This window comes from Geobacillus sp. CAMR5420 (assembly GCF_000691465.1).
Classification (GTDB): domain Bacteria; phylum Bacillota; class Bacilli; order Bacillales; family Anoxybacillaceae; genus Geobacillus; species Geobacillus thermoleovorans.
In genome coordinates this window covers 105,608-123,740 of the sequence record NZ_JHUS01000039.1, presented here as the reverse complement: position 1 = coordinate 123,740, position 18,133 = coordinate 105,608, and the positions used below count along the sequence as shown (strand labels likewise).

The 18,133-nt window shown below is 53.8% G+C and carries 16 protein-coding genes; 9 read left to right on the top strand and 7 right to left on the bottom strand.

Annotated elements, in window-relative coordinates; translation table 11 throughout:
- Positions 1–65: 65 nt before the first annotated feature.
- Together DI44_RS07535 and DI44_RS07540 are read left to right on the top strand one after the other, a co-directional pair.
- Positions 66–932: a permease gene (locus DI44_RS07535; RefSeq protein ID WP_033017017.1), complete on the top strand. Its 867-nt coding sequence runs from the start codon at positions 66–68 to the stop codon at positions 930–932.
- 15 nt (positions 933–947) lie between these two features.
- Positions 948–1,796, top strand: a complete 849-nt coding sequence (locus DI44_RS07540) for a TIGR03943 family protein (RefSeq protein ID WP_033025461.1) — start codon at positions 948–950, stop codon at positions 1,794–1,796.
- 43 nt (positions 1,797–1,839) lie between these two features.
- On the opposite strand, the gene DI44_RS07545 is transcribed toward DI44_RS07540, so the two are convergent.
- Positions 1,840–2,847, bottom strand: a complete 1,008-nt coding sequence (locus DI44_RS07545) for an MBL fold metallo-hydrolase (protein WP_033025460.1) — start codon at positions 2,845–2,847, stop codon at positions 1,840–1,842.
- Positions 2,848–2,937: 90 nt separating this feature from the next.
- Here DI44_RS07545 and DI44_RS07550 point away from each other — a divergent pair, with 90 nt between their 5' ends.
- Positions 2,938–3,339 (top strand): secondary thiamine-phosphate synthase enzyme YjbQ, encoded by a 402-nt coding sequence (locus tag DI44_RS07550; RefSeq protein WP_033025459.1) that lies wholly within the window; start codon positions 2,938–2,940, stop codon positions 3,337–3,339.
- 126 nt (positions 3,340–3,465) lie between these two features.
- On the opposite strand, the gene map is transcribed toward DI44_RS07550, so the two are convergent.
- Positions 3,466–4,215 carry a type I methionyl aminopeptidase gene (map, locus tag DI44_RS07555; RefSeq protein WP_013145244.1) on the bottom strand — a complete coding sequence of 250 codons (750 nt, stop codon included), beginning with the start codon at positions 4,213–4,215 and terminating at the stop codon, positions 3,466–3,468.
- Between the two features lie 262 nt (positions 4,216–4,477).
- A complete protein-coding gene (locus tag DI44_RS07560; protein ID WP_033025505.1) occupies positions 4,478–5,782 on the bottom strand; it encodes an ATP-binding protein in 1,305 nt (434 codons plus the stop codon).
- A 269-nt stretch (positions 5,783–6,051) separates the two neighbouring features.
- Between DI44_RS07560 and DI44_RS07565 the strand changes: the two genes are divergently transcribed.
- From DI44_RS07565 to DI44_RS07585, 5 genes are all read left to right on the top strand, one after another.
- The gene (locus tag DI44_RS07565) at positions 6,052–8,418 is read left to right on the top strand and encodes an immune inhibitor A domain-containing protein (protein WP_033025458.1); all 2,367 of its coding nucleotides are present in this window, start codon (positions 6,052–6,054) and stop codon (positions 8,416–8,418) included.
- Positions 8,419–8,577: 159 nt separating this feature from the next.
- Positions 8,578–8,823, top strand: coding sequence for a hypothetical protein (locus tag DI44_RS07570; RefSeq protein WP_020278820.1), 246 nt, complete (start codon positions 8,578–8,580; stop codon positions 8,821–8,823).
- A gap of 208 nt (positions 8,824–9,031) precedes the next feature.
- Positions 9,032–9,826 carry a uroporphyrinogen-III synthase gene (locus tag DI44_RS07575; RefSeq protein ID WP_014195925.1) on the top strand — a complete coding sequence of 265 codons (795 nt, stop codon included), beginning with the start codon at positions 9,032–9,034 and terminating at the stop codon, positions 9,824–9,826.
- A 171-nt stretch (positions 9,827–9,997) separates the two neighbouring features.
- Entirely contained in the window at positions 9,998–10,132 is a 135-nt protein-coding gene (locus tag DI44_RS07580) for a pyruvate synthase alpha chain (RefSeq protein ID WP_020754029.1), read from the top strand.
- A 77-nt stretch (positions 10,133–10,209) separates the two neighbouring features.
- A complete protein-coding gene (locus tag DI44_RS07585) occupies positions 10,210–10,737 on the top strand; it encodes a hemerythrin domain-containing protein (protein WP_033006314.1) in 528 nt (175 codons plus the stop codon).
- 219 nt (positions 10,738–10,956) lie between these two features.
- Here the strand turns inward: DI44_RS07585 and narI are convergent, their stop codons facing one another.
- The 4 genes from narI to DI44_RS07605 are packed head-to-tail and all read right to left on the bottom strand — an operon-like array spanning position 10,957 to position 17,412.
- Entirely contained in the window at positions 10,957–11,661 is a 705-nt protein-coding gene (narI, locus tag DI44_RS07590; RefSeq protein ID WP_033025457.1) for a respiratory nitrate reductase subunit gamma, read from the bottom strand.
- Positions 11,637–12,212, bottom strand: coding sequence for a nitrate reductase molybdenum cofactor assembly chaperone (gene narJ, locus DI44_RS07595; RefSeq protein WP_014195921.1), 576 nt, complete (start codon positions 12,210–12,212; stop codon positions 11,637–11,639). The genes narI and narJ overlap by 25 nt, the downstream gene beginning before the upstream one ends.
- 54 nt (positions 12,213–12,266) lie before the next feature.
- Complete coding sequence (gene narH / locus DI44_RS07600; RefSeq protein ID WP_033006307.1) at positions 12,267–13,736, bottom strand: nitrate reductase subunit beta; 1,470 nt, start codon at positions 13,734–13,736, stop codon at positions 12,267–12,269.
- Positions 13,726–17,412, bottom strand: coding sequence for a nitrate reductase subunit alpha (locus DI44_RS07605; protein ID WP_033025455.1), 3,687 nt, complete (start codon positions 17,410–17,412; stop codon positions 13,726–13,728). The genes narH and DI44_RS07605 overlap by 11 nt, the downstream gene beginning before the upstream one ends.
- A gap of 171 nt (positions 17,413–17,583) precedes the next feature.
- Between DI44_RS07605 and DI44_RS07610 the strand changes: the two genes are divergently transcribed.
- A complete protein-coding gene (locus tag DI44_RS07610) occupies positions 17,584–18,087 on the top strand; it encodes a metal-dependent hydrolase (protein ID WP_011231316.1) in 504 nt (167 codons plus the stop codon).
- Positions 18,088–18,133 lie beyond the last annotated feature (46 nt).

The window sequence follows — 18,133 nt, the reverse complement described above, 5'->3', positions numbered from 1 at the left end:
CAAATTTTCATGACAATGGTCATTTATCATGATAAAATGAACGGTTGTAAATGAGAGGAGAACCCATGATGAACACGTTTTTGCAGCTGAATACGATTTTTATCAGCATATTGATTGAATCGTTGCCGTTCGTCGTGCTCGGGGTGTTTGTTTCCGGAGTCATTCAAATGTTTGTCAGTGAAGAGGCCGTACAACGGTGGGTGCCGAAAAACCGCCTTTTGGCCATTGTTTATGCCACATTGCTTGGAGTGTTTTTCCCTTCATGCGAATGCAGCATCGTGCCGATCACCCGCCGTCTCGTCGCCAAGGGGGTGCCGCTTTACGCGGCCGTGCCGTTTATGTTAACGGCGCCCGTCATCAATCCGGTTGTGCTGTTTTCGACGTATATCGCCTTCGGAAGCAGTTGGACGATGGTATTGTGCCGGGCGCTGTTCGCTTGCGCCGTCGCCGTCACTGTCGGCGCCGTGATGGCGATTCGGCATGAAGGCAGCGAGTTGCGCCATGAACGGCGCGAGATGCCGATGATGCCCCGTACTTGGAAAGAGAAAATCGTTGGCACCCTGCGCCATACGATCGATGAATTTTTTGCGACCGGGAAGTATTTGATCATTGGGGCGTTCATTGCTTCGGCGATGCAAACGTATGTGAAAACGTCGGCGCTTGTGTCGATCGGCAATGGGAAAGTGGCGGCCTCTTTGGTCATGATGGCGCTCGCCTTCGTGCTGTCGCTCTGTTCCGAGGCGGACGCATTTATCGCCTCGTCGTTTCAAAGCACATTTCCGTTTCACGCGCTGGCAGCGTTTCTCGTTTACGGGCCGATGCTCGATGTGAAAAATACGCTCATGTTGTTTCAGTCATTCCGCGCCCGGTTTGTGTGGAAACTGATTTCCTATATCACGTTGTTTGTGTTTGCCGGATCGCTATTGATCTAGCAAGGAGGTGGCGGCATGATTCGCATGTATATTTTGCTTGGGTTTGCGTTTTTGTTTTTTCATTTATATATTACTGGAGAGTTGAGCAAATACATTAATATGCGGTATTCGTATATTTCGTTTAGTGCGATGTTTGTGTTTGCTTTTTTAACGATCGTGCAATTTGTGCTGGCAAGCCGCAACGAGGAACCGCACGATCATGGGGAAGAATGCTGCGGCCATCATCATCATGAGCCGTCCGCGCGCTGGAAGCGGGCGGTGAATTACCTTATTTTTGTTTTTCCGCTTGTTTCCGCCTTCTTGTTTCCCGTTGCGACGCTGGATTCTGAAGTCGTAAAGGCGAAAGGGATTCATGTTCCTGGGATGGCGGCTGACGGCAGCGATCCGTTTGCCCAGCGGCAGTTTTTGCGTCCGGATACGAGCATGTATTATGGGCGGGACGATTATCAAAATGCCATGGAAAAAGAGCTGAAAAAATACGGTCGTCTTGCTCGCTTGGAGTTGAATGATCAAAACTATTTAAATGCCATGGAAACGATTTATCAGTTTCCCGGGGCATTCGCCGCCCGCGACATTGAATTCACCGGGTTTGTTTACCGTGAGGAAACGACGCGCGCCAATGAGGCGTTTCTCCTTCGCTTTGGAATCATTCATTGTGTTGCGGATTCAGGGGTGTACGGGCTGCTCCTTCAGTTTCCAAAGACGGTGCCGCTTCAAAATGATGAATGGATTCATGTGAAAGGTACGCTATCCACCATGTATTACCAGCCGTTTCATATGACGCTTCCGTATGTAAAAGTGACGTCATGGGAGAGGGTGGCCAAACCGAAGGAGCCGTACGTATACCGCCAATTCAATGAATAAGAGCGAGCCGCGGACTGGCTCGCTCTTTTGGATAAAGTTGCGCTCATTCCTTTTGCCGCGCTTGTTTCACCGTGGTGATTGCGCTTGTTTGGCTGAACGAATTGTCGAATTGGGAAAGGGCCGTCAACGCTTGGGCGGCATCGATCACCTCGCCGAGCTTCAAGCAAAGCAAGCGCTCCTCTTCCAACCCGCGCCGCCGCCACTCGGTCCATAGACGGTCGAGCGCTTCTTTCGGCGTATCATCGGCGAGGCGGAACGCGCCGTAATGCATCGGCACAAACAGGCGGGCCCGGCAGTCCAAAAACGCCTGCACTGCTTCTTCCGGTGTGGTGTGCTGCGGCCCCATAAACCATTCCGGTTCGTACGCGCCGATCGGCAAGAGCGCATAGTCGATGGAAAAGCGTTCACCGATGTCGCGAAAGCCGCGGAAGTAGCCGCTGTCGCCAGCAAAATAAACCGTCGGTGCGTCGTCCGCTTCAATGACCCACCCGCCCCAGTGCGACGTATTCGTATCCCAAAGCGTTCGCCGCGTCCAATGTTGGGCGGGAACAAATGTGAGCGTCACGCCGCGGAATTCAGCCGTGCGCCACCACGACAGCTCAGTGACATGGCGGAAGCCGCGGCGGCGGAACAAGCGGCCGAGCCCCTCGGGCACGAATATGTGCGGGTCACCGTGCAAACGGCGGAGGCTGCCGAAATGCAAATGGTCATAGTGGCCGTGGGAAATGAGCACAACGTCCACGGGCGGCATCTTGTCAAGCGGAACACCAGGAGCCGTCAAGCGTTTGGCCGCGCCCATCCAATTCGCCCAGACGGGATCGGTGACGATGGTGATGCCATGAAGTTGAACGACAAAGGTCGAATGGCCGACCCAGCAGAGCTGCGGCCGTCCGTTCGGCTTCTGAAGCCGCTCGTATTGAGGCGGTGAAACATGCGGCACGACGTAGGACAAATCTTTTTGTTTTTGTTTCCGCTCCCGCTGCCAGCGGCGGAAATCGGCCCATGTTTTGTGCGTCGAGACGCCGTCTAAGTTTTCATAGCGCTTGGCCAATGATTTCTCACTCCATTTTTTGTATTATATTATTTAGAGTAGCAAACCTTTTTTGCGAAGTACAAAATGTTTGCCCAGGTGGTGGAATGTATGCTTCGTTCGTTTACAATCCGCACGGCAAAGCGGGATGACATGATCGACATTACTTCATTCGTCGAGGAGACGGTGCGCCAGGCTAACGTGACGGAAGGGATCGCTGTCGTTTATTGTCCGCATACAACGGCTGGCATCACCATTAACGAAAACGCGGATCCAGATGTCAAGCACGACATGATGCGCCGTTTTGATGAAACGTATCCGTGGGAGCATCCGCTTGACCGCCATATGGAAGGAAACACGGTCGCTCATATGAAAGCGAGCACGGTTGGCGCGTCGCAGCACGTCATTATTCACGAAGGCCGGCTGCTGCTTGGACGCTGGCAAGGTGTGTATTTTTGTGAATACGATGGGCCGCGCCAGCGGACGTTGTATGTGAAGGTGATCGAAGGTTAGCAACCATAATTTTATTATGTAAACAAAAGAAAAAGAATAAGGCGGAGAGACGATAGATAGGTTAGCAAGAAGTTTGGGCGAATTATGGATAACCCCCGGACAAAGTGTTTTGTCCGGGGGTTACCGTTACGCCGGCGTCGTTAAAATGAGCGGCCCGTTTTTTGTAATGGCGATCGTATGTTCATATTGCGCTGAATACGAGCCGTCGATCGTTCGCGCCGTCCAGCCGTTCGGATCCATTTTGCTTTGCCATGCCCCCATGTTGACCATCGGTTCGATCGTGATGACCATCCCCTCCTTTAAACGCATCCCTTTTCCTTTTTCGCCGAAGTGGGGGACATACGGCTCTTCGTGAATCGTCGGGCCGATGCCGTGTCCGGTGAAATCGCGTACGACGGAAAAGCCGTGCGCTTCGACGTACGTTTGAATGGCGTGGCCGATGTCGCCGATCCGATTGCCGAGAACGGCTTGCTCGATTCCTTTATAGAGCGACTGCTCGGTGACGTTAAGCAGTTTTTGCACGTCTTCACCGACGTCGCCGATGGCGTACGTCCAGGCGGAATCGGCGAGCGCTCCGCGCAAATTGACGACAAAATCGATCGTGACGATATCGCCTTCTTTCAGCGGCTCATTGCGCGGAAACCCGTGGCAAATTTCATCGTTAATGGAAGCGCATGTCGCATACGGATAGCCGCGGTATCCTTTTTGTTCCGGTTTGGCGCCGTATTTGGCCAAAAACGTTTCAACGAACCGGTCGATTTCCATCGTTGTGACGCCCGGTCCGATGCGTTTGGCGATCTCTTGATGACAGGCGGCCAAGAGTTTCCCCGCCTCGCGCATCAATTGAATTTCCCGTTCCGTTTTGACGTGAATCATGCAACTGTCTCCTTTTCCCTCGATGTGTTTCGCTTCGATAGTATTGTAGCAGAAACCGCTGTGATGTTAAACCAGGGCGATCCGTTCGCAACTGGGGATCTATTCCTGAATTTTACCCAAAAATAGTTTACTCATCCGTGCGAAGGCGGCTAAAGGAAAAGATGCCCAGACCAAAAGAAAGGGCCCTTTGATGGCTGGGCATACAGGATATCGATATGTTGACCTTTGTTCACAAGAGCCCTTGCGGCTGGTCTTCGCTATATCATAAGGCGGCAAACAGCTGTTTTTCTTTATCAGAAATCGTTGAGGAAGAAGGAGACGGTGCGAGCGGCAAATAAATCGACACCGTCGTTCCTTTATGTATTTCGCTTTCGATGCGAATCGTTCCGTTCATCGATTCAATGATGCGGTAGACGACCATCATTCCGAGCCCCGTGCCTTTGACGCCTTTCGTCGTAAAATACGGTTCGCCAAGCCGTTCGAGCTGTTCTTTCGTCATGCCAACGCCGGTATCAGCGATGCGGATGAGCACACGTCCGTTGTCAATGGAGACGTATACTTGCAACGTCCCGCCGTTAGGCATCGCTTCGATGGCGTTTTTCATTACGTTGAGCAAACATTGACGGAATTTTTCGCGCTCACCGATGATGGAAAATGGGGCAAGCGTCGCTTGAATATCGACGCAGCTCATATTGGCGAGCGGGCGGAGGATGTCAATGACTCGCTCGATCTCGAGCTTCACGTTCAGCTTTTCCGGCGTCTCGGGCGCCGGCTTGGCAAACGTCAAGTAATCGGTGATGATCGCTTCAGCTCGGTCAAGCTCCTCAATGGCGATGCGCGCATACTGGCGTCGTTTGTCGGCAGCGAGCGGCTGCTCTTCGATCAGTTGGATAAACCCACGCGCCGCGGTGAGTGGGTTGCGAATTTCATGAGAGATGGAAGCAGCTAAATGGGTGACGGCTTCCATTTTCTCGGCGCGAATCACTCGTTTGCGCAGCGCGATGTTATGGTGCACCATTTCCTGAAACGAACAAACGATGAGCATGCTGATGGGCTGTACAAACAAAAAGATAAGCGCAACGGAAGGCGGAGGAGAAACCGCAGCAGCCATCCACTCCGCTATGGCGACGGTCAATAGGCCAGAGCCGAAGCTGAGCGATGCAGCGAACAGCGTGCGCTGTTTGGTTGGCAGCTCGACAAACCGTTTTGTCAATAAACTGCTTGTTGCAGCGATGGCGATGGAAACGACGACGGTGACGAAGACGCCAGCTCCGCCGAACAGCGAGCGGTAGGCGATCGCCGTAAACGCTAAAACCGTCGCCGCCCCCGCTCCGCCGTACAAACCGCCAAGCCACAGAGGAATTTGCAGCAAGTCGAAGATGAAATCGCTCTCTGTTCCGACCGGGAGGGTGATGCATAACATGATCACGACGGCGTAACAAATGGTCGGCAAATAAAGGCGGAATCGTTTTGGCCTCTTCTCCTGCTCCGTACAGAGGGGAACGAGGAACACCGGCAGAAGGATGAAAAACAAGTTGAGCAAAAAGTCTTTGAAAATATTCAGCATCGCGGCACCTTCTTTCCCATCGTCAAGCTGCATAACCAGAATTTCTACAAAAACTGCGAATATATTACATTGTAACTGGAAAACTGTCTGGATGTTAAGGTGAAATCGATAGCCTTTTTTTGCTATAAATCTCGTTTTTTCGACAAATATAGGTAAAAAGAACTATTTTGTTCTTGATAAAAAATACCCTTTATTTTTTTATATTATTCTATAATATTTTAATTGTATATATTTTCTATCAACCTTTTATTTGATATGGAGGGATATTTTTGAAAAAACGGTCGATTCCATCACTTGTTGCGGCGCTGTCGCTCGGCATCGGGCTGTGGGCATCTCCGGCGGAAGCGCCGAAAGCGGCTAACGCCCCCGGCATTCCGGCTGTGAAGCAAGGGGGACCGGTCGATTTTGCGATTGCCAATGAGGAAAAGCTGGCGGAAATGTTGAAACGGAGCGGAAAGCTTCGCGCTGATGCGACTCCTGCTGAGGTGGAACAAGCAGTGCGCGACTATTTGCGGCAAAAGGCGATTCATATGCCGCGGGGAAAAGGAGAATTATACGATAAAGAGGCAAAGCGCGCCGAGGCGATGCAGGACGGACAGCAGACAAATGGCGTGCTGAACGGGAAAGGGAAAAAGCTCGGACAATCGAAAACGGCTTCCGTGCCATCCGTCAAGCCGGAGCCATGGAACGGCGGCAAGCGGGTCGACCGTGTACTCGTTTTGCTCATCGAGTATCCGGACTTTCCGCATAACAACATTCAGCCAACTGAAACGGATATGTATTATAAAGATTATACACGCGAACATTATGAAGATATGATTTTCGGCGGCGATGACGGCTATTACGATGGACCGAATGGCGAGAAGCTTATCTCAGTAAAAAAATATTATGAAGAGCAATCAGGCGGCAGCTATTCCATTGAAGGAAAAGTGGCAGGCTGGTATCAGGCGAAGTATCCGGCTAAATACTATGGCGGAAATGTACCGGCGCCGGATGGCAATGACGTCAATCCACGGGCGCTTGTGCGCGAAGCGCTGGCGGCAGCCGCCCAGGATCCGACCATTGATTTGCGTGAGTTTGACCAAGAGGATCGCTACGATTTAGACGGCGACGGCAATTATCGCGAACCGGACGGTTTGATTGACCATTTAATGATCATTCACTCCAGCGTCGGAGAAGAATTGGGCGGCGGTTCGCTCGGCGGCGATGCCATTTGGTCGCACCGCTGGAACTTAGGATCGGTGTACCGCATTCCGAATACGACGACGGATGTGCCGTATTGGCGCGGCCAACTGGCGGCTTACGATTATACGATTGAGCCGGCTGACGGGGCGGCAGGAGTGTTTGCTCACGAATACGGCCACGATTTAGGGCTGCCGGATGAATACGATACGATTTACTCCGGTCTGGGCGAGCCAGTTGCCTATTGGTCGATTATGTCAAGCGGAAGTTGGGCGGGACGCATTCCGGGCACCGAGCCGACCGGCTTCAGCGCCTGGGCGAAACAGTTTTTGCAGTCGACCATGCCGGGCAGCAACTGGCTGAGCGGAACGACCGTTGAGTGGAACGAAGTAACGCCAAACGGTGTTGAAGTCGTGCTCGATGAAGCGAACACGAAAGGGACGAACAACGATGCCGTGTGCATCAACTTGCCGGACAAAGAAACGGTCATCACGACCCCGCCAAGCGGTGCGTATGCCTATTTCTCCGGCAGTGGAAACAACTTAGATCATACGATGTCAACGACGATCGATTTGACGAGAGCGTCCAAGGCGACGCTGGCATTTGATACATGGTATGCGATTGAGAAAGACTGGGATTATGGGGCGGTAGAAGTAAAACCGCATGGCAGCAACGAATGGACAACAATTCAAGGAAACATTACGACGCCCGACAATCCGTACGGGCAAAACCCGGGCAACGGCATTACCGGTACGTCAAACGGCTGGGTGAAGGCGGAATTTGACTTGTCGGCCTATGCAGGACAAACGATTGACCTTCGCTTCCATTACATCACCGATGTGGCGGTGTCGGAAGCTGGCTGGTATGTTGACAACATTCAAGTGACGGCAGATGGAACAATCGCGCTCACAGACGATGCAGAGGGCGACAGCGCTTTCGCGTTGGACGGTTTTGCGAAAAGCGACGGCATCGCGCGCTCGAAGCATTATTATTTGCTTGAATGGCGCAACCACCGCGGCGTCGATGAAGGGCTCGCCCATATTTTGCGCGGCGACCGGCTTCTTTCGTACGATCCAGGGCTTGTCGTCTGGTATGTGGATGAAGGCTATGACAACAACTGGACGGGCGTCCATCCGGGCGAAGGGTTTCTTGGCGTTGTGGATGCCGACCAGCATACGTTAAAATGGTCGGGCAATACGACAGCGTCGACTCGCTATCAAGTGCACGATGCGGCGTTCAGCCTGCAAAAAGGAGCCCCATTCCGCGTGGCAATCAATGGCTCACAGCTGATCGACAACGATACATCGCCGACGCCGGTGTTTGACGACAGCCGGTCGTATGACAATAAAGGGGCCGTCGACGCCGGCCGGAACGTGCCCAACTATGGCCTAAAAATCCGCGTCATCGGTGAAAGCGTTGACCGCACGGCAGCGCGTGTGTTGATCCACCGCTGACCACCTCCAAAGGCGCACGGAACATTTCCGTGCGCTGAACATTTATCGACACGGTTTGTCATCCCTTCGTCGAATTTGTTGATTTTTCTTTCCCCCTTTTTTCCGCTTTTTCCGTTTATAATCATAAGTAGGATCGGATGAGAAGGGGGAACAATCAGAATGGAATGGTATGAACAGCTGTCGGCGTGGATTGCCGAGAAGCAGCCGGTGCGTGTAAAAACCTATCAAGGGGAAGCGGTCGTGCTGCCGGTCAAGCTGTATCAGGACACGCGCAAACTGTTTGTTTACAACCGGCAAATGCGTCTAATGAACATTCCGTTGGACCGGATCATTTCCGTCGAGCCGACGCGCATCATCGGTTCCTTTGACCGTCGGGGAGAAGAGGCCATGGTACATACTCGTTGAACGGAGGGCACGCGTCTTTGGGCGCGTGTTTTTTGATGGTGGTCGGCTGTTTCTGCCTGCGGTCTGTTCTGTTGCGCTGGGCGCTATACCCAATGAAGGCGGCATTCGCGTTGCGATGTGCCAGGGAGCGGAATGGTTTTTGTTGCATAGGCAAAGACCATCTTTTAGAATGGAAAGGACGAACGACTGACCATAAGGGGGAAGGGACATGCATGGCAAACGGATTGCCTTGTGCGCCTCACGCAAACTGGACGAAATGACAACGCTTATTGAAAAGCAAGGAGGAACGGCCATCATTCGTCCAGCGCAAGGGACCGTCTTTTCAAAGGGAAGCGAACTGGGAGAGGAAATGCGAACCGTCATCGCCATGCGGCCGGACTGGATCGTATTTACGACGGGAATCGGCTTTGAGGCGCTGTTGGAAGCGGCCGACCGGGAGGGAATGGCTGCCCAATGGCATCGAACGATCAAGGAAGCGAACGTGGCTGCCCGCGGCTATAAAACGGTGACGGCGTTGAAACAAATCGGCGTCACCCCGGTGGCCGCAAGCGAGGACGGGACGACGAAAGGGTTGATTGCTGCTCTTTATGGGCACGACTTTGCGGAAAAAAACGTTGTTGTACAGCTGTACGGCGATACCGCGCCAGCCTTGAAGCAGTTTTTTCTTGAACAAGGCGCTTTGTATACGGAATTGTTGCCATACCGGCATATCGCTCCGGATGAGGAGACACTGGCGACATTGTATAAAGAAATCGTCGGGCGCGAAGTCGATGCCGTCTGTTTTACATCGGCGATGCAAGTCCGCTTTTTCTTTTCGTTCGCCCGCGAGAAAAAAGAGATCGCACCGCTGCTTGACGCGTTTCGCACCGATGTCGTGGCCTGCGCCGTTGGCAAAGTGACAAAAGAAGCATTGGAAGAAGAGGGAGTCGATCGCGTCATCGCCCCGGAACATGAGCGGATGGGAGCGATGATCGTGACGCTTGCCCGTTATTTTCAACAATAAGCCCTGTTGAGGGTTGTTTTATATCAATTGTCCAACCTGCTATATAAGAGATCATCTTTTTGTTAAATGTTTTATATTATGTGTTTCATCAAAAATGCTAAACTGTTTATTTTTTGTCACAGTTTTTCGAACATTTTCCGCTTATAATAAAACTGGGGATGTATTTTTCATATGAAAGGGCGGGGCGAGCATGAAACGAAGCTCATTCCAGCAGATGGCGAGCACGGTTCGGCGGGGATTTGCTACGGCGCGTCGCTCATGGGGGCGCGCGTGCTGTTTTTTTGCGCTTGCCTGTCGGCGGTGTGATATGACTCACAACGATGGAGATGCTGCACACAGTATAATGGAAACAACGGACGGATCATAAAAAGGAGGAATTGATGATGCATTCATTTTGCCATATGGGCGGCCCTGAAGGGGTGAAATTATGCGCCGGTCTGGCGCAATTAAAACAAGAACACGGCCCGCTGCGCGCCCAAATGGAGCAGCTGCTTGCCGCAGCGGAGGCGATCGGCCGCGGGGAAAATGACCGCAACTGGCGTGAGCCGCTCGCTGATTTGAGAGAAAAAGTTGAATCGTTCGGCGCCGCCTTAGATCCGCATTCGGAGCGGGAAGAAGGCGTATTGTTCCCAATGATGGCTCGGTACATCGGGCGGACGACCGGCCCTATCGCCGTTATGGAATACGAACACGAACAGGCGAAAACGCGCCTTTCCATGTTTTTAGAAAAGACCGCCCAGCTGCCGGAGAACATCGACAGCAGACAGGCGTTGACGCTTGCCGGCGCGGTGATTGAGGCGTATCATATTTTGGATGAGCACTTCATGAAAGAGGAGAACGTGCTCTTCCCGATGGCCGAGCGGTTGTTGTCCGATGCGGAGAAAGAGGAGCTGTTTGCGCGCATTAACTAAGTAACAAATGGAAAACAGGATGCCCCAAACGACGGGCATCCTGTTTTTTATTATTGGTTCATTTGTTGGCCGGTTGTTATGCATGATCGTTAGGGTATGCGGAAGCGCACGTTGTTTCGTTCCCGCCGCCGTTAAAGTTGACAGGCCGGCTGTTAGGCAATCGGTTTGCCCCCTCCGCCTGTTCAGTTTAGGGTTCCTGATGTGACGCCCGCCGCTCGCTTACTTGGCGCGGTTGACCGGCTCTGCTTGTTTTGGCATTCGCTTTCGATAGACGACGTAGCTGCGCTGCAAGTAGCGGAGCGGGAAGCTGAATACGTGAACGAGACGGGTGAACGGCCAGACGGCGAACAAACCGAATGCAGCGAGAATATGAATCTGAAACCAAAGCGGCACCGCTTCCATATAAGCTGGGTTCGGACGGAACGTAAGAAGGCCGCGAAACCACGGGCTGATTGTCGTCCGGTAATCAAACCCGTGCGAATCGATGTTCAGAAACGTCGACGACAACCCGCTGGCGATCACGACAAGCAAAAATCCGAGCGCGACCCAGTCGCCGGTGCTGCTTGTCGTCCGTACGCGCTTGACCGTCAAGCGGCGGCGAAAAAGGATCACGAAACCAACGAAGGCCGCCAAGCCGGCCGGAATGCCGCCTGCCAAGGCGAGGGCGTGGTACATCTCTTCTGTCACGCCAAGCGCCTCGTAAAACGGCTCGGGAATGAGAATGCCCATCACGTGGCCGACAAACACGAACAAAATGCCCCAGTGAAAGAGAAGGCTTCCAAGGCGCAACTGCCGTTTTTCGAGCAGTTCGCTTGATTTGGATGTCCAGCCAAACTGGTCGCGCTGGTAGCGCCAAATATGGCCGGCGACAAATAGGACAAGCGCCAAATACGGAACAATCACCCAGAGAAATTGGCTGGCCATGCCGTTGCACCTCCTTTCGGGAGCGGCGTCACGCCGAGTTGAGTGAATGTGTGATTGAGCGCGTCAAACAGCTGTGCATACGGGCTGCCTGCCGCTGCCAGCCGGTCGCCGATTTCGCGGATATGGCCGGCATAATCGGCGAGCAAGGCGGTCGTATGCTCTTGATCTGCATAGGCCATCCATTCAAGCATGAGCGGCAAGTAGTCGGGCAGCTCGTGATCGGAGACGGCGAATCCGGCCGCCTCGTAGCGCGCTTTTAAGGCGACGAGTTCGATTCCGCGCTCCCGCTGCTCGCCGTTTGTCATATACGTCAAGTACAAATTCGTTTTTTTGCCGAAATCAAATGTTTCGACATATTGCTCCATCCGCTCTCGAGCCGGGGTGACCGCGAGCTGTTCGGCCACTGCCAAAAGCGGCGCGCGGACGGTTTCATCGTCAAGCGAGCGGATGGCGTCTAGGCAGTCAGGAAGCGATTCGGCCCACTGTTCGTCCGGGTAAGACAACAAATACGATACACATAGAAAGACCGTTTGTTGTTGTTCGCTGTTCATCGTAAATCCTCCATTTCATTATTGAAGGGGGCGGGGCTCGCCTTCTTTCTCCTTTTACAGCGTGCCGCAAGCGCCCGGGCCGCCGGCAAATGCAAGCCCGCAGCTGCCTTGTTCGGCGTAGAGGTCAGCGACTTCTTCGCGGTGCGATGCTGGAATGACGAAGCGGTCTTCGTATTTGGCAATCGCGAGCAAACGGTACATCTCTTCAATGTCTTCACGGCTTAAGCCGAGCGATTCAATGAGGCGGATGTCCGGCTGTTTGTTCGTTTGTTTCGCCCGCATGTATGAGCGCATGGCCGCCATTTTTTTCAATGTCGTGCGGATGTGCGCCGTATCGCCCGCCGTCAGCAAATTCGCCAAATATTCGATCGGAATGCGCATTTCATCAATGGCCGGGAAGATGTCATCGGCGCTCGCTTGGCTTCCTTTTCCTTCGATCGTATTCATGATCGGGCTCAGCGGCGGAATGTACCATACCATTGGCAGCGTCCGGTATTCCGGATGCAGCGGCAAAGCGATTTTCCAGTCGACGATCATTTTGTAAATCGGCGAGCGCTGTGCGGCGGCGATCCATTCGTCTGGGATGCCCGCTTCTTTCGCGGCGGCGGCGACGGCTGGATTGTTTGGATCAAGGAAAATATCAAGCTGGGCGTGGTACAGCTGTTTCTCATCTGTGACGCTCGCCGCTTCTTTCACTTTGTCAGCGTCATACAGAATCACACCGATGTAACGGATGCGGCCGACGCACGTTTCCGAACAAATCGTCGGCATGCCGGCTTCGATGCGCGGGAAGCAGAGCGTGCATTTTTCCGCTTTGTTCGTTTGCCAGTTGAAATACACTTTTTTGTACGGGCAGCTTGTGACGCAATACCGCCAAGCGCGGCAGGCGTTTTGGTCGACGAGGACGATGCCGTCCTCGTCGCGTTTGTACATGGCGCCTGACGGGCAGCTCGATACGCATGACGGATTGAGGCAATGCTCGCAAATGCGCGGCAAGTACATCATAAAGACATTCTCAAATTCCGCTTGGATCGCCTGCTCCATTTTGACAACGTTCGGATCACGCAAACCGGTGATATGGACGCCGGCCAGATCGTCTTCCCAGTTCGGCCCCCATGACAGCTCCATCCATTCGCCGGTGATGCTTGATTTCGGCCGCGCCACTGGCTGGTATTGTTTTAGCGGGCTGTTCGTCAACGTTTCATAGTCGTAATTCCACGGTTCGTAGTAATCGTCGATCGTAGGCTGGTACGGATTGTAGAACAAGTTGACGAGCCGCATCGCTTTCGAGCCGGATTTGAGCCGCAGTTCGCCGTTTTTCAACTCCCAGCCGCCTCTATACTTCTCTTGGTTTTCCCATTGTTTCGGATAGCCGATTCCGGGTTTCGTTTCAACGTTGTTAAAGTACATGTATTCAGCGCCGGGGCGGTTCGTCCATGTGTTTTTGCACGTGACGCTGCACGTATGGCAGCCGATGCATTTGTCCAAATTCATCACCATGCCGACTTGCGCTTTAATCTTCAAGCCAATCAACCTCCTCGAGTTTGCGGATGACGACGTACAGGTCGCGTTGGTTGCCCGTCGGTCCGTAATAGTTGAATCCGTAGCTTAACTGTGCATATCCGCCGATCATATGCGTCGGCTTTACGTGGATGCGCGTCGGGCTGTTGTGTGTGCCGCCGCGGTTGTTTGTCAGCTTCGTGCCCGGCACGTTAATATGGCGGTCTTGCGCGTGGTGCATAAACGCCATGCCGCGCGGCAGCCGGTGGGAGACGACGGCGCGGGCGACGACGACGCCGTTTTCGTTGAAACATTCGATCCAGTCGTTGTCGTTGATGCCGGCTTCGGCCGCATCATCTTTGTTCATCCACACGGTCGGCCCGCCGCGGAAAAGCGTCAACATCGGCAAGGAGTCGAAATACATGCTGTGGATCGACCATTTGTTATGCGGCGTCAAATAGTTCAAGATGACTTCCTTTCCGTTTTCTTTCGGGCGTTTGTTTGAAAACGGACGGTGCGGCAACACCGGCTTGAACGTCGCCATCGTTTCGCCAAACTCGTGCATCAGTTCATGATCGATGTAAAACGACTGCCGGCCGGTCAACGTCCGCCACGGGATGAGCCGTTCGACGTTCGTCGTAAACGGCGAGTAGCGCCGCCCGCCTTTTTCCGAGCCGCTGAACGCCGGCGAGGTGATGACCGTTTTCGGCTGGGCGGTGATTTGTTCAAACGTAAAGCATTCTTCCTCGCGTTCTTTCGCTAAATCGGCCAATTTCAAATCCGTCTTTTTCTCAAGCGCCTCCCACGCTTTCACCGCCATTTTGCCGTTTGTAGTTGATGACAGCGTCAAAATCGCTTCAGCCGCTTTTTTCGCTTCGCTGATATCCGGGCAGCCGTCGGCGATGGAAGCGCGCCGGACAGTGCCGAGCCGGCGTTTCAACTGTTCATACTCGTCTTTCGCTGACCAGGCAATCCCTTTTGTGCCGATCGGCTGGCGGGCGACATTTGGACCTAAGGCGGTCATTTGGTCGTAAAGAAGGGTATAGTCGCGTTCAATGACGTGAATGTTCGGCATCGTTTTGCCCGGAATCGGTTCGGTTTCGCCTTTGCTCCAGTCTTTCACTTCACCGAACGGCTGCGCCAGCTCTTGCGCCGTATCGTGCAACAGCGGAGTGGCGACGACTTCTTTCATCGGCTTTAAGCCGGCTTGTTTGGCGACATCAGATACGGCTTTCGCGAGTGATTTGAAAATATCCCAGTCCGAGCGCGCTTCCCAGAGCGGAGGCACGGCTGGATTGAACGGATGGACGAACGGATGCATATCCGTGCTGCTTAAGTCATGTTTTTCATACCATGTCGCTGCCGGCAGGACGACATCGGAGTAGAGCGCTGTGCCGGCCATGCGGAAGTCCAAGTTGACAAGCAGATCGAGCTTGCCTTCCGGCGCTTCATCGCGCCAGCGGATTTCTTCCGGGCGCAGGCTGTCTCGGTCATCGTTTAACAAGCCGTTCGTCGTGCCAAGCAAATGTTTTAAGAAATATTCGTGCCCTTTGCCGGAGCTTGAAATTAAGTTGGCGCGCCAGACGATCAAGTTGCGCGGGAAGTTGGCCTCATCGTCCGGGTCTTCAATGGCAAACTGCAGCTTTTTCTCTTTCAGCTGTTTCGCGACATAGGCGCCGATTTCTTCCGGTGTGCGGGCGCCGGCGTGAACGGCTTCGTTGTACAGCTCGATGCCGTTTTTGTTAAATGTCGGGTACGACGGCAGCCAGCCGAGCCGCGCGGCCAAGACGTTGTAATCGCCAGGATGCAAGTAGCGCGCTTTTTTGGCCAGCGGCGAGACGAGTTCGTCGACCGGCCGCTCTTCATAGCGCCATTGATCGGTAGCAAAGTAAAAGAACGACGTGCCGTTTTGCAATTTCGCCGGTCCGACCCAGTCGCGTGCCATGGCGATTGTCTGCCATCCTTCCGCTGGGCGCAGTTTTTCTTGCCCGACGTAATGCGCCCAGCCGCCGCCATTCACCCCTTGGGCGCCGACGAACAAGACAAGGTTCAAGACGGCGCGGTAAATCGTATCGGAGTTGAACCAATGGTTGATCCCGGCGCCGACGATGATCATGGACCGGCCGTTTGTGTCGATCGCGTTGTCGGCAAACTCGCGGGCGATTTTGACGACGAGATCCCGCTTGACACCGGTGATCGCTTCTTGCCATGCTGGCGTGAACGGCACCTCGTCGTCGTACGAGCGGGCGACTGTGCCGCCGATGCCGCGGTCAATGCCGTAGTTGGCCAAAACCAAGTCATAGACGGTCGTGACATACACGTCGCCCGCTTCGGTGTGCACTTTTTTCACCGGCACAGCACGCTCGATTGTTTTTCCACCGTCATCCGTGAAATATGGCAACTGAATCGGGAAGATTCCATCTTCGCTCCCTAAAAACGACAGGCGTGGCTCAAGCGGCTGTTCTGTTTCCTCATCAACAAGACGCAAGTTCCATTTTCCTTTGTCTTCCCAGCGAGCGCCGATCGTTCCATTCGGCACGACAAACGAGTCGGTGTTTTCATCATAGATGACCGGCTTCCATTCGGCATTGTTCGTTTGTTTGCCAAGGTCTTTCGCCAACAAGAAGCGGCCGGCCGTCCATGCGCCGCCGTTTTGTTTTAAGGTGACGACAAACGGAAAATCGGTGTACGTTTTGGCATATCGTTCAAAATATGGAACGGTCCGTTTGACGTAATATTCGTTTAAAATAACATGCCCCATCGCCATCGCCAAGGCGCCGTCCGTCCCTTGCTTCACCGACAGCCAGTCGTCGGCGAATTTTGTCGACTCGGCGTAATCCGGGCTGACGGAGACGACTTTCGTGCCGCGGTAGCGCACTTCGGCTAAAAAGTGAGCGTCCGGAGTCCGGGTGAGCGGGACGTTCGAGCCCCAGGTGATGATGTAGCCGGCGTTGTACCAGTCGCTTGACTCCGGCACGTCCGTTTGGTCGCCCCAAATTTGCGGCGACGCCGGCGGCAAGTCGGCGTACCAATCATAGAAGCTTAACATCGGCCCGCCCATCAGCTGCATGAAGCGCGATCCGGCGGCATGGCTGACCATCGACATCGCCGGAATCGGCGAGAAGCCGACGTTGCGGTCCGGGCCGTATTTGACGACCGTATACAATAAAGAAGCGGCGACAAGCGTCAATGCTTCATCCCAGCTGACGCGCACGAATCCGCCCTTCCCGCGCGCCTGTTTGTAGCGCTTCGCTTTTTCGCGGTCTTCAACGATGCTTTTCCACGCCTCAAGCGGGTTGTTTGGATGATGGGAGAGCGCCTCGCGCCACATGTCAAGCAAGATGCCGCGGACATACGGGTATTTGACGCGCAGCGGGCTGTACATATACCATGAGAAGCTCGCGCCGCGCGGGCAGCCGCGCGGTTCAAAGTCCGGCATATCCGGCCCGGTTGACGGGTAGTCAAGCTGCTGCCCTTCCCACGTGACGATGCCGTTTTTGACGTAAATGTTCCAGCTGCACGACCCCGTGCAGTTGACGCCATGGGTCGAGCGGACGACTTTGTCGTGCTGCCAGCGGCGACGGTACGCATCTTCCCAGGCGCGGTCGCCGTAAGTTGTTTCACTGTGGCCGTCGGCTTGGCGCTCGATCGGCCGAATATATTTGAAACGGTTGGTGAGCGGAGATCGTTTTCGTTTCATTTGCTTCACTCCTTATTAGCGTTGTGTACTTTTAACTATAGCCATGATGTCAATAACGCGATGTTAACTTTGTCACACTTGGCATCATTGTCACAAATCCGTCAAAGAAACGAACAAATATTCTTTTCTGTGGTATAATGGGGAAAACGATAAAAGTTTGAGGGGATTTCGTTGCGATACTCCAGCCATGTCATTGCCACATTATGCCTCGGCGCGGCGGCGGCCGCGCATACAAAGCTGCCGTTTACCGCCGCCTATACGGCGGGGCTTGTCATCGGCAGCCTTCTTCCTGACATTGACGAGCCGTCGTCATACGTCGGCCGCCGTTCGTTCGGCGTCGCGGGGAAAGTAAAAGAAGCGTTCGGCCATCGCGGCATGACGCATTCGCTCATCGTCTGGGGGGTGCTTGCCGCCCTCGTCTGGCGCGACTCGGCGTCGCCGTTTACCGCTGGGCTCGTGCTCGGCTACTTGTTTCACATTGTGGAAGACTTTTTTTCTGTTCAAGGGGTGCCGCTGTTTTGGCCGTTTTCGTCCAAGCGGTGGAAAGTGCCGCTCTATCGGACGGGAAAAGGGATGGAGAAAGCATTGGTTGGCATCGCTTGGATCGCATTCGTCTATTTTGGCGTCAACGGCTTGTTTCACGAATGGTGGCGGTCATGGTTGTCGATGTGGTAACGGCGTCCGATCAAAAAAGGAAAAAAGAGGTGCGGCGGCGAATATA